The organism is Streptococcus ilei (assembly GCF_000479335.1).
Lineage (GTDB): Bacteria > Bacillota > Bacilli > Lactobacillales > Streptococcaceae > Streptococcus > Streptococcus ilei.
Window position 1 is genome coordinate 1482453 of the sequence record NC_022584.1, and the last position, 13164, is coordinate 1495616.

A 13164-nucleotide genomic window follows, 5' to 3' on the forward strand; every position below is an offset into this window, starting at 1 on the left:
TCTCTTTTTCTATTATCCTTCTTTAGTTCCCCGCTCCTAAAAATTGATCCACAAAGAAACTGAAGTAGGATTTTTCTCCTGTAATCAAGACACACTTCCCTTCCAAACCGTACCGTAGGAGCTTGGCCTCATGATCCTTAAGACGAAGAACTCCCTCTATTTTGAAAAAGTTGCCTTGTTCTGTCCGAGTTGCACTCGAAGCTATTGAGCTAATACGGACTTCTAGCGTAATTGGTTTTTGTTTACTTCCCTGCGTGCTAAAGCGAATCCGATCTCCCACATGAATCGTGGCTATATCTTTTGAAGGAATATAGGTGACAATCTTGACTTCTTTTTCTTTCTGAATGAGAGGATAAACTTGAGCCAGAGGAGTCCCTTCCGCTACAATACTCGCTCCTTTTGTTTCATCATTCAAATGAAGCACCCCTTCATCCTTCGCTAGAATCCGAGTCTTCTGAAGAAGAGTTTCTTGTGTTTTTACCTTACTTTCTAGATCTGCGATTTGCTGAGAAAGAAGCAGAAGATCTTGTCCGACCTTACTCAGTTGTTGAGCTTTCAGGGAGGCTATTTGACTATCTAAACTGGTCGAATAAGCTTGTTGGCTTCCGGATCCCGCATATTGGATGCGATAATTAGAAATACTTGCCTCTAACTGCTGGATTTGACTATCCAGCTGGCCAATAAAAGAAGCTTGTGCTTGAGCATTTTCCTCTCCGTGTGCTTGCTGAGCGTAACTCTGGTAGAAAGAGTAAAGTGGATGAGTCGCATCCAGACTTCTCCCCTCTAGTAGAGCTGATTTTAGACTATGGTAATCAGCTAAGCGCTTCTCTTGGTCTTGGATAACTTGGCCAATTTCTGCTTGACTGGAACTTGCACTGGCATTTTGAGAAGCAATGGTTGCATTTTGTTGATGGGCTTGAGCTTGGAGAATCGCTATCTGTTGCTGGTAATCCTTAAACAGCTGGTCATAACCAAAATGCTCATTTCCTGTAAACTGGCTCTCCCCTGTCTCAATGCTCGTTTTCAACAATTTTAATTGTTCCTCCTGTTTCTTTAAGAGGTCTAGCTGTTGCGTTAAGCTCATTCCTTGTTGTTTTTCCTGGTCCTCTTGGTATTCTACCAAGATTTCTCCCTTCTTAATCTCTTTATTTTCCTTTAGATGGTTGACTTGAATGGGAGAATTACTGGTTGATTGGATTTGATCAATCACGCGCGTAGCTTCAATTGTCCCTCGACTAGACAAGGTCACTTCCTTCTTGGCAAAGACAGAGAATCCCACAACAAAAAGTAGTAAAAGAAAACAAGGGACTACCCATAAACTAGCAAAATTATGGAAACGTTTCTGATAGAATTCTGCACTTTCAAAATATTTTTCGTTCATCATACTCTCTTTTTTCTCCTAGTCCTCTCTTAACAAGTAACTAAATGGCTGTAATAGCCATTCTTTTTCAGTAGTTCTTCATGGCTTCCCTCTTCCTTAAGACAACCTTGGTCCATGAGGAAGACTTTTTCAGACCGTTCTGCAATCGTTAACCGATGGGCGATAAAGATAATGGTCTTATCTAAGGCCATCAAGCGGTCCACAATTTTCTTCTCCGTCAAGATATCTAGGCTGCTGGTCGCTTCATCCAGAATCAGAATAGGAGCGTCCGTTAACAAAGCACGCGCCAAAGCAATCCGCTGCCGTTGTCCACCAGAAATTCCCATACCATCCGTTGTTAATTCCGTTTGGTAATTGAGGGGCATGCGCTCAATATCTTCTCGAATTCCTGCGATTTCAACAGCGCGCAAGATATCTTCCTGACTCGTTCCTTCCCGTGCTCCTAGTAGCAAGTTCTCTAAGATTGTGCCATTAAAGACATAGGGCTGCTGGGGTAAATAATTGATTTGCTGGCGGAGCAAGGTTTTATCCACTTGCTGGATATCCCTTCCTCCCAGACGAATCGTTCCTTTAGTGGGTTGGTAGAAATTCACCATCATTTTAGCTAGCGTTGTTTTTCCAGAACCTGAAATACCGACAAAACTTACCTTGCTCCCTCTTTTGATTCTTAAGTTAATATCTGTTAGAACATTGGCCCCGAAACCGTACTTGTAATCTACTCCCTCAAATACTAGATCACCATCGAGAGCCTCACGCTCTTGAAGGGGCTTCTTCTCTGCGAACTCAGAGTCTATTAGATAGACTTCATTCAGACGGGTATTAGCTACTCGGGCGGCTTGAAGTTTGGTTTGGAGGTTGATCAAATTCTCTAGAGGCCCTGTGAAATAAACAAGGAGAGTATTGTAAGTAATCAGCTGACCCAAACTCAATTCTTGCTTCATGACCAAATGAGCTCCCATCCACAAGACCAAAACATTCAAAATCAACTGAGCCAAGTGCTTGAGCCCCTTTTGAAGACTTTCCGCCTTGCTCATGGCAAAGGACTTCTTCAGATAATCCACAAATTCTGAGTCAATCTTTTGATAACGACTACGCTCACTGGTAAGAGACTTGATGGTTTCAATCCCATTGATATCTTCGATAATAGAAGAAGACAAGACACTATTGGCTTCCATAGTTTCATTATTTAAGCGCTCAAAAGGCTTCATAAAGGCAAAAATAATGACTGCATAAATCGGCAGCAAGAGAATGGTCAAGAAAAAGAGGTGAGCGTTTTGGCTAAACAGGACTACGGATAAAATCAAAACAATGGACAGATCCAAAAAGATTGAAAGCAGCGTACTAGCCAGAGCATCGATAATGCGGTTGGCATCTGTAAACCGCGACACCACTTCCCCTGTCCGTCGAGTTGCAAAGAAACTCATGGGCAACTGAAAAACATGCTTAATATAGGACAGAATGACATCAATAGACAAGCGTTGACCTAATACCAAGAGCAAATAATCCTGAGCGTAGGTGAGGATTTGCTGTAAGATGTAAACCACAATCAAACCTAGTGAAATCACAGTCAAGGTCTGCTTCATCTGATCAGGCACATAGGTATCAATAATTGATTGTAGGTAGTAAGAACCAACAATATTGATAAGGGTTACCAATAAAGTTGCAAGAACAATATGAAGGACCAATTGTCGCTGTTTAAACAAAAGAGGGACAAAGTCTAGGAGCCCATTTTTCTTTTCCTTACTAGGTTGATAGGCCGGAGTCGGGGCCAAGGCAATGACAATCCCTGTCCATTCCTTTTCAAACTCTTCGATCGTCAATTTGGTCATCTTTACTTTTGGATCTGGATCTGCTACGTAAAGATGTTTTTTATCTTTCTTATACACTACGTAATAATGAGGGAGACGCCCATCCTTGATCACGTGGACAATCAATGGATAGGTCACTCCTTCTAAGTCAAAAAGAGTGCGGTCTGCTCGAAAGGCGCGTGTCTCAAAGCCCAACTCTTCAGCTACCTTGACCAAACCTAAGGCAGTCGTTCCATCTGCAGTCGTTTTTGCCTTCTCCCGCAGACTAGCTAAAGAATAGTATGATCCATAGTAGCCAAAGACCATGGCTAAAGCTGCAACACCACAGTCTCTCATGTCAACTTGTTGGCGATAATGTTTTTTCTTAAATCCCATAAGAACCCTTTCCAATTGTTTGTTTCATCTTAACAAAAAGGACTATCGGAGAAGAAAAAATCGCTATTTGGTTTATTATTTTAAGTATTTGGTCATAAAAATCTCCAAATCAGGAGAATGATCATTTATTTTGAAAAAGAAAAACCGCCTATTTTTACAGGCGGTCATTTCTTTCTATGAAGCAAGCATAGGGAACAAATATCTAAGCAAACCCAAGAAATCAACATTTTAAGACAAAACAAAAAGCCCACTGTTGTAGGCTTTCTGCAAGTTTTTTCTTAAAATTAAAGCATTTTGTTGTAGAATTCAACCACAAGTGCTTCGTTGATTTCTGGGTTGATCTCATCACGTTCTGGCAAGCGAGTCAATGAACCTTCCAATTTTTCAGCATCGAATGATACGAATGCTGGACGTCCAAGAGTTGCTTCAACAGCTTCAAGGATAGCTGGGACTTTAGCTGATTTTTCGCGAACTGAGATCACTTGACCTGGAGTTACACGGTATGAAGGGATATCAACACGTTTTCCGTCAACAAGGATGTGACCGTGGTTAACGAATTGACGAGCTTGGCGACGAGTAGTCGCAAGTCCAAGACGGTAAACAACGTTATCCAAACGACGTTCCAAAAGAAGCATGAAGTTGAAACCGACAGTTCCTTCTTTGATCTTAGTAGCTTGTACGAACAAGTTACGGAATTGTTTTTCACCAAGTCCGTAAGAGAAACGAAGTTTTTGTTTTTCAGCTAATTGCAAACCGTATTCTGACAATTTTGAACGGTTGTTTGGTCCATGTTGACCTGGTACGTAGTTACGACGTGCCAATTCTTTACCTGTACCTGTAAGTGACAAGCCAAGACGGCGAGATTGTTTCCAAGATGGTCCTGTATAACGTGACATTTGAAATGTCCTCCTATAAAAATAATTTTTTGTAGGAAATAACGTTTTAGACAAACCTGATTCGTTCAGAAAGCCTTCGCCCAAACAGCAAAGGTTACTTTTCTAGCTGGCTTCCTGTTGACGAGCTTCATTTTGTCCTGCTGTCATTTCGCACAAATTCTATTATACCACCAATACCAGTCCTTGTAAAGTTGCTTTCTCGTTTTTTTGTATTTCTTTCTATAAGTGAAAAGTAAAATGGGCGCTTCTAGCTAGCGACTTTCTAAATCGCTAATTTCTGACTTCGATTATCATGTATTTCCTTTTCTATCCTCTCATTTTTATTTTGTTTACATGAATCTTTACAACTTTTTTACAACTTGTCAAGCATGATTGTTTTAACAGTCTCCCAAATGTCTCTATTTTAGAAAGATTAAGAACAAAACCCTTTAAAAGATCCCCTGTCTATTATTGACAGATTGGATTGTAAAATTGACAGCTTTGTCAATATTTTTACATAGTTATAACAATCATATAATAAAAAAACCATCTCCGAGAAGAGACGGCTGAAATTTGTAGCTCACCCTAACCAAATTAGTCTAAGTAATGAATCAGATTTTTCTCAGTTAAAATATCTGAGTAAGTGTAAGATTCGACATAGGTTGTTGCTGGTTCACCAGGTAAACTATTTTCATTTGTGTATTCAATAATAAACAAAGAAGGATAGACTTCAATTAATCGACCAAACTTATTTTTTTGACGTTTATGGCCATTTTCTAAGGTCATTTCTACAATTTGACCTTCATGAGCCTTGATTTCTTCTTTGATTTTTTTCATTTTCGCTACATCAGTAAATGCATCACTCATCCATTATTCCTCTACTCTCTTTGATATGCTGGAGAATTTATTATATTCCTTTTGGAAGATTAACTCCACTGTTCCACGCGCACCCGAACGGTTTTTTTCAATAATGACTTCAACCTTGTTATTCGGCATGCCTTCTTCTTCCTCACCCGCACGTTCATAATAGTCATCTCGATATAGAAAGGCAACAATATCTGCATCCTGCTCGATGGATCCTGATTCACGGATATCTGATAGAACCGGACGTTTGTCTTGTCGTTGTTCGACTCCCCGAGATAGCTGACTGAGTGCAATCACAGGAACCTTTAATTCTTTCGCCAAAATTTTTAATTGACGAGAGATTTCTGAGACTTCCTGTTGACGGTTTTCACGTCCAGTCCCAGTAATCAACTGCAAGTAGTCGATGAGGATTAGACCGAGATTACCGGTCTCTTGTGCTAATTTCCTAGAACGAGACCGAATTTCTGTAATCCGAATACCGGGAGTATCATCTATATAAATGCTTGCATTGGCTAGATTTCCTTGTGCAATTGCATATTTCCGCCACTCATCGTCTGTCAGCTGACCAGTACGAATGGAATGGGATTCAATCAAGCCCTCTGCTGCCAACATCCGGTCTACCAAACTTTCAGCACCCATTTCCAGCGAGAAAATAGCAACTGTTTTATCCAACTTGGTTCCGATATTTTGAGCAATGTTTAGAGCAAAGGCAGTTTTACCAACCGCTGGACGAGCTGCAAGAATAATCAACTCTTCTTCATGAAGACCTGTTGTCATATGATCAAGATCTCGATACCCCGTTGCAATCCCAGTAATATCCGTTGTCTGCAAAGACCGAGTTTCAAGACTTCCAAAGTTGATATTTAAGATATCCTTAATATTCTTGAAACCACTCCGATTAGTCTTTTCACTAACATCAATCAGAGCTTTTTCTGCACCTGCAATAATCTCATCCGACGGACTAGCTCCATCATATGCTTGATTTATACTCTCCGTTAAACGAGCAATCAAGCGTCTTAGCACCGCTTTTTCAGAAACAATCTTTGCGTAATATTCCGCATTGGCTGAGGTTGGAACAGAGTTGATGACTTCGGCTAGATACGAGAGACCACCGATATTTTGTAAATCCCCTTGACTATCTAGAATATTGCGAACTGTAGTCGCATCAATAGCATCTCCCCTGTCTGCAAGGTCAATCATCGCCTTAAAAATTAACCGATGGGCATATTTAAAGAAATCTGCTGGCTCAATAAACTCACGAACAAAAACCAGTTTTCCCTCATCGATAAAGATGGCTCCTAAGACAGATTGCTCTGCTTGGATATCTTGAGGCTGGGTTCTTAATTCTTCTATCTCAGCCATAGTCATTCCTTTCTAACGATTTACTTAACCTTCATTTACTCGAATTTGGATAACACCTGTAATATCCTGATAAATTTTAACAGGCACATCAATCAAGCCAACAGAGCGAATTGGAGAAGCCACTTGAATGTGACGCTTATCGATTTTGATTCCAAATTGTTTTTGTAGTTCTTCTGCAATTTTTTTATTGGTAATAGAACCAAATGTACGTCCATCAGGACCAATTTTTTCTGTAAATTGGACAACGGTCGTTTCTTCTGCTAATTTTGCTTGAATTTTTTTCGCTTCTGCGACTAGTTCCGCATGGGCTTTTTCTTCAGATTTTTGCTTACCACGAAGCTCCCCAATCGCTTGGGCGTTGGCTTCCTTGGCTAAATTCTTTTTAATCAAAAAGTTTTGAGCATAACCTGTTGGGACTTCTTTAATTTCCCCTTTTTTTCCTTTTCCTTTTACATCTGCTAAAAAGATAACTTTCATTCTTCTTCCTCCTTATCCTTTTGGACCTCTTCTCGAATACAGTCAATCAACTGGGCACGAACCTGATCTATTGTTACATCTGACAATTGAGAAGCCGCAGAATTAAAGTGGCCTCCGCCTCCCATTTGCTCCATAATCTTTTGCACATTAACCTTGCTTCTGCTTCGAGCTGAAATGGAAATGCTTCCTTGTTCATTCAGAGCAATAACAAAGGTAGCTTCAATTTTGGACATGGCCAACATACTATCCGCTGCTTTACTAATGGTGACTGTCCCATAAGGAACATCTTCTGCTCCCGTTGCCACAATAATATGTGGGAAGACCATTTGACCATTTAGGATCAATTCATTTACTTCGCGGTACTCATCGAAGTTAATAGCTGAAATTTCCTGGATGAGGGCACTATCACTGCCTCGGCTTCGCAAATAACTAGCTACATCAAATGTACGACTTGTCACACGAACTGAGAAATTCTTGGTATCCAACATAATACCTGCCATCAGAACACTGGCTTGAATCTTATTCAAGCGGTTCTTCTTAGAATTTTGGAACTGAAGCAATTCAGTAACCAACTCACTCGCACTACTTGCACCACTTTCAATATAAGTGATCATGGCATTTTCAGGGAAGTCTTCATCCCGTCTATGGTGATCGATGACAATGACTTGGGAAAACTTCTCATACAAATCATTTGAAAGCGTAAGAGCTGTCTTCGAATGGTCCACCATAATCAAAAGGGATTGATCAGTTACCATCCGTAAAGCATCTGAAACCGTTAATAGTTTAGTCGCTCCATCAGATTGAATTTTTTCAACCGCTCGTTTGATATCCTGAGCCATAGACCTATCATCATAAACAGCATAAGAGCGTTCGTTGATATTGTTTGCAAATAATTGCATCCCAATCGATGCCCCCAAAGCATCCATGTCTAATTTTTTGTGGCCAACAACAAATACCTGATCAACCGATTTAAATTTTTCAGAAATAGCTGTCATCATCGCACGAGTACGTGTACGGGTGCGCTTGATAGAAGAAGCTGTCCCCCCTCCAAAGAAAATAGGATCCTTACCTTCTTCTTTTTCTTTTACAACCGCTTGGTCACCCCCTCGAACCTCAGCTAAGTTTAGATTCGATAAAGCAACTCTACCAATTTCATCATGATTGCCATCCCCGTATGAGAATCCCATACTTACCGTAATTGGTAATTCACGATTTTTTGCTTCCTCACGGAATTGGTCAATAATAGAAAATTTGGATTCTATTAATTGTTCAAGGACCGTATAGTCGGTAAAGAGATAAAAACGATCCATCCCAACTCTTCGGTAAAACATATGGTATTTTTCAGAGAATTCTTCAACAAAGTTTGCAATAAATCCATTGATGCTACTGATATCTGAATCAGACACAACATCTTCTAAGTCATCATAGTTGTCTACAGACATAATCCCGATAACCGGTCTAGTGGTAACAAGACCGACGTTGGCTTCGTACTCGCTTGAAGCATCAAAAAAATAAACGACACTAGCTTGGGAATCCAGATAAACCGAATATTTTTTATCCCCAATGGTTGCGTAATGGCCTTTCCCCTCAAATGGAATTGCCAAAACTTGTTGCAGGTATTCCACATCAAATTGTCCATCCTCAGTGGAGAAAATCAACTCCGCATAGGGATTAAACCACTCGACTTCATTGGTTTCACCGTTTACCTTAATCACACCAACTGGCATTTTATCTAGTAGCGAGGCCAATCCATTTTCAGCCTGATGATTGACATATTGAATTTGTTCTAACTCATCTAACTCTACTTGCTTTAATTGATGAAGAAAAAGATAGATGACACCGGAAAGGATCAACAGAATCACAAATAAATTTGCAATTGTGCCACCCATTAATCTGGAACTGATGGCTAATATAATAAATGCTAACAAACCTACCATACAATAATGGATAGGAGTCATACGAAATTTTTTCATCATAAACCTCTGTTGGGCCATTATACCATAAAATATAAGAAAAAGCGAGGCCAGTCAAGCCTTTCCGCCAAACAAATGGCTAAGATGGATCATGGATTGATTGATCACTTGTCTAACACTGTAAAGAATCTTTACACCATTGTAAACAAACTATAAAACGAGAAAAGAAGTAGCTCTTCAGCCACTTCCTTCACATATTTACATCCTCATCAAGTTAGGATTCTTTTTCTTGGTTTTTCGAAATACTCCGACTCTTGCCTTCAAGATAAACCATCAAGATAGAAATATCAGCTGGGTTGACACCTGAAATCCGACTAGCTTGACCAATGGTCTCTGGATTAATCAGTTTGAACTTTTGACGAGCTTCTGTTGCGATGGAGTCAATATCATCCCAGTCAATATTGGCAGGAATTCGTTTTTCTTCCATTCGTTTCATCTTTTCAACCTGGTCTAAAGCTTTTGAGATATATCCCTCATACTTAATTTCTGTTTCAATCAGTTCGATGATCTTATCATCTAACTCTTCCGCAGCAGGTCCGATAAAGTTGACAACATCTTGATAGGATACCTCTGGTCGACGTAAAAATTCTTTGGCAGTAACTGCATCTGTTAATGGTTTGAAGCCAAGTGCTGTAACTTTTTCATTGGTTTCCTTTACAGGTTTTAACTTGATACTGTCAAGACGTTTCATCTCATTTTCAAACTGATACTTCTTGGTTTCAAAACGGTTCCAACGTTCATCGTCAACCAAACCAACCTCGCGCCCAATTTCTGTCAAGCGCATATCTGCGTTATCATGACGGAGAATCAAGCGATACTCAGCACGACTGGTTAACAACCGATATGGTTCGACTGTTCCTTTGGTCACCAAGTCATCAATCATGACCCCGATATAGCCATCACTCCGTTTCAAAATGAGTTCTGGTTTCCCTTGAATTTTCAGAGCCGCATTAATCCCTGCTACAATTCCTTGGCCAGCAGCTTCCTCGTAACCAGATGTTCCATTCGTTTGGCCCGCTGTAAAGAGACCTGATATTTTCTTTGTTTCTAAAGTTGCTCGTAACTGATGTGGAAGAACCATATCGTACTCAATTGCATAACCGGTACGCATCATCTCAGCATTTTCTAGCCCCTTAATTGAATGAACTAGTTCTCTTTGCACGTCTTCTGGTAAACTGGTTGACAAGCCTTGGACATATACTTCTTCTGTATTGCGTCCTTCTGGTTCTAGGAAAAGTTGGTGGCGTTCCTTATCCGCAAAGCGAACAATCTTATCTTCAATAGATGGACAATAACGAGGACCAACACCCTTTACAACACCTGTAAACATAGGGGCCCGGTGTAAATTGCTGTTGATAATCTCATGGCTTTGACTATTGGTATAGGTGAGCCAACAAGGGATTTGATCCTTTAAATAATCCTCGTCACGCGAATTGTAAGAAAAGTGATTTGGATTTTCATCACCAGGTTGAATTTCCGTTTCTTCATAATTGATTGACGATGCCTTGACACGAGGAGGCGTTCCTGTTTTGAAACGACCAATTTCAAGTCCTAGGTCTCTTAAATTATCAGCCAGTTTAATCGAAGCAAGGCTGTGATTTGGTCCTGACGAATACTTGAGATCCCCGATAATAATTTCTCCTCTGAGAGCTGTCCCTGTCGTGACAATAACAGCCTTGGCTCCATAGGCTTGATGAGTCGCTGTTACAACTCCTCTGACCTTCCCGTCTTCGACGATGATCTCATCAATAACTGATTGGCGAAGAGTCAGATTTTCTTGGTTCTCAACCGTCTTACGCATTTCCTTAGAATAAAGTTCCTTATCCGCTTGGGCACGAAGCGCACGGACTGCTGGACCCTTTCCTGTATTCAACATCTTCATTTGAATGTAGGACTTGTCAATATTCTTGGCCATCTCTCCACCGAGGGCATCTACCTCACGGACCACAATCCCTTTTGCAGAACCACCAATCGAAGGATTACAAGGCAAAAACGCCAACATTTCGATATTGATGGTTGCAAGTAGAACTTTACAACCCATCCGGCTCGCAGCAAGTGAGGCTTCTACACCCGCATGTCCTGCTCCGATTACAATAATATCGTATTCTTCTATAAAATTATAAGTCATCTTTTCTCCTATTTCTCCAGCTGTATGTGTTGTAATTGTCCGTTCCATTCTGGTAAGGCCGTTTTTAAAAATGCCGGCTTCAGGTCAACAGTAGATAAGGCCTCTATAGCAAGCCACCGGCAAGGTAAGGACTTTGTATCTTCCTGCATGGTTAAAGGGGCATCTTCCAGCAAGTCCACCAAATAATGAAATTCAATATTATGGTAGTGGATTCCAGCTTGATTAAAGCGATTTTCAACAATGAAAGCTAGCTGACCAGCTCTAGAAGCAACGCCAAGTTCTTCTTTGACTTCCCGAACCACAGCATCTTCTGTAGCTTCATTCACTTGAAGAGCGCCACCGATTGTATAGAAACCATCCTTGTCTTCTATAACTAACAATCGACCATTTTCTACAATTAAAGCAGTTGCTCTCACACCAAAAACTGTCTGATTCAACTTGGTCCGAAAATCCTGTTCTTGCATGTTACTTCCTTTCGAAACGACACAAAAATAGTCAAAACTCTGAGAAGTGCAGGACAAAAAAGCCTGCAACATCCATGAGCTTTGACCATCATTTCTATTGCTTTTCTTATTGTAGCAAATTGAGAAAATTTGTCAATTTAAATATACTGACAAACTTCTCCATCCCGGTAAGCATTGTCAATCAAACCACCTCCGAGACACTCTTCACCATCGTAAAAGACAACAGCCTGACCTGGTGTAATGGCCCGTTGAGGTTCTGCAAAAATAACCTCAGCCTTGTCACCCTTGACATGAACCGTCACTTTGGAATCTGGCTGGCGATAGCGGAACTTGGCTGTACACTCTAGTGTAAACTCTTCTGGCATATCTCGTGTAAAGTGAACTTGACTAGCTTGTAAACTTGTTGACATGAGTGCTTCATGATAGAAGCCTTGACCGACATAAAGAATATTTTGACTCAGATCTTTACCAACTACAAACCATGGGGCATTGTCCCCACCTTGTTGACCACCAATTCCAAGACCACCCCGTTGACCGATTGTGTAATACATCAAACCAGCATGTTCGCCCATATCACGTCCATCTACAGTCATCATTCGGCCTGGCTGGGCAGGGAGGTAGTTACTGAGAAACTCTTTAAAATTCTTTTCACCGATAAAGCAGATCCCAGTGGAATCTTTCTTTTTAGCTGTTGCCAATCCAGCCTCTTCTGCCAAACGGCGAACCTCAGGCTTTTCCAAATGTCCCAATGGGAACATGGTTTTTTGAAGTTGCTCCTGAGACAACTGGCTTAAGAAATAAGTTTGATCCTTCCCATTGTCAACGCCACGTAGCATATGAACAATGCCGTCCTCATCTCGTGCCACGCGCGCATAATGCCCTGTCGCTACATAATCGGCACCGAGAGTCATGGCATAATCTAAGAAGGCCTTAAATTTGATTTCCTTGTTACACATGACATCCGGATTTGGTGTACGGCCTGCACGGTATTCTGCAAGGAAGTATTCAAAGACGCGATCCCAGTATTCTTTCTCAAAGTTGACAGAATAGTAAGGAATGCCAATTTGGTCTGCAACTGCTGCTACATCTTTGTAATCTTCCGTAGCTGTACAGACCCCATTTTCGTCTGTGTCGTCCCAGTTTTTCATGAAGATGCCAATGACATCGTAACCCTGTTGCTTTAACAACAAAGCCGTTACAGATGAATCGACACCACCACTCATTCCAACAACAACACGTGTGTTCGAGTTATCACTCATAGATTTCTCCCATCTTTTCGTTTCTCACGATTGAAGGTCGTGGTTTGCTTCAACGATTGAAGGTCGTTTTGAGCATTATCAATTGTAACACGCTTTATAGTAGAAAACAAGCATCTTGCCATTCTTCTTATTTACTATTTTATCTACGTTTACAGCTCTGTAAATCAAAAAAAAGTCCAATTGCTGAACTCTTTCATG

The 13164-nt window shown here is 40.7% G+C and carries 10 protein-coding genes; all 10 read right to left on the reverse strand.

Features of this window, described 5'->3' with window-relative positions; genetic code table 11:
• Positions 1-22 precede the first annotated feature (22 nt).
• The 10 genes from N596_RS06865 to mnmA all read right to left on the reverse strand — a co-directional run bounded on the left by N596_RS06865 (position 23) and on the right by mnmA (position 12966).
• On the reverse strand, positions 23-1384 hold the full coding sequence (locus tag N596_RS06865; RefSeq protein WP_023027410.1) for a bacteriocin secretion accessory protein: 1362 nt from the start codon (positions 1382-1384) through the stop codon (positions 23-25).
• Between the two features lie 26 nt (positions 1385-1410).
• Positions 1411-3564 (reverse strand): peptide cleavage/export ABC transporter ComA, encoded by a 2154-nt coding sequence (gene comA / locus N596_RS06870; RefSeq protein WP_023027411.1) that lies wholly within the window; start codon positions 3562-3564, stop codon positions 1411-1413.
• Between the two features lie 284 nt (positions 3565-3848).
• Positions 3849-4460, reverse strand: a complete 612-nt coding sequence (rpsD, locus tag N596_RS06875; RefSeq protein ID WP_003009175.1) for a 30S ribosomal protein S4 — start codon at positions 4458-4460, stop codon at positions 3849-3851.
• A gap of 573 nt (positions 4461-5033) precedes the next feature.
• A complete protein-coding gene (locus tag N596_RS06880; protein ID WP_023027413.1) occupies positions 5034-5306 on the reverse strand; it encodes a Veg family protein in 273 nt (90 codons plus the stop codon).
• Positions 5307-5309: 3 nt separating this feature from the next.
• Positions 5310-6665 carry a replicative DNA helicase gene (gene dnaB / locus N596_RS06885; RefSeq protein WP_023024763.1) on the reverse strand — a complete coding sequence of 452 codons (1356 nt, stop codon included), beginning with the start codon at positions 6663-6665 and terminating at the stop codon, positions 5310-5312.
• A gap of 24 nt (positions 6666-6689) precedes the next feature.
• On the reverse strand, positions 6690-7142 hold the full coding sequence (gene rplI / locus N596_RS06890; protein WP_023024764.1) for a 50S ribosomal protein L9: 453 nt from the start codon (positions 7140-7142) through the stop codon (positions 6690-6692).
• The gene (locus N596_RS06895) at positions 7139-9115 is read right to left on the reverse strand and encodes a GGDEF domain-containing protein (RefSeq protein ID WP_506344841.1); all 1977 of its coding nucleotides are present in this window, start codon (positions 9113-9115) and stop codon (positions 7139-7141) included. Before N596_RS06895 ends, rplI begins: the two co-directional genes overlap by 4 nt.
• A gap of 214 nt (positions 9116-9329) precedes the next feature.
• Complete coding sequence (gene mnmG, locus N596_RS06900; protein WP_023027415.1) at positions 9330-11243, reverse strand: tRNA uridine-5-carboxymethylaminomethyl(34) synthesis enzyme MnmG; 1914 nt, start codon at positions 11241-11243, stop codon at positions 9330-9332.
• An 8-nt stretch (positions 11244-11251) separates the two neighbouring features.
• Positions 11252-11707: an NUDIX hydrolase gene (locus N596_RS06905; protein ID WP_023027416.1), complete on the reverse strand. Its 456-nt coding sequence runs from the start codon at positions 11705-11707 to the stop codon at positions 11252-11254.
• A gap of 137 nt (positions 11708-11844) precedes the next feature.
• On the reverse strand, positions 11845-12966 hold the full coding sequence (gene mnmA / locus N596_RS06910; protein WP_023027417.1) for a tRNA 2-thiouridine(34) synthase MnmA: 1122 nt from the start codon (positions 12964-12966) through the stop codon (positions 11845-11847).
• Positions 12967-13164: the final 198 nt, after the last annotated feature.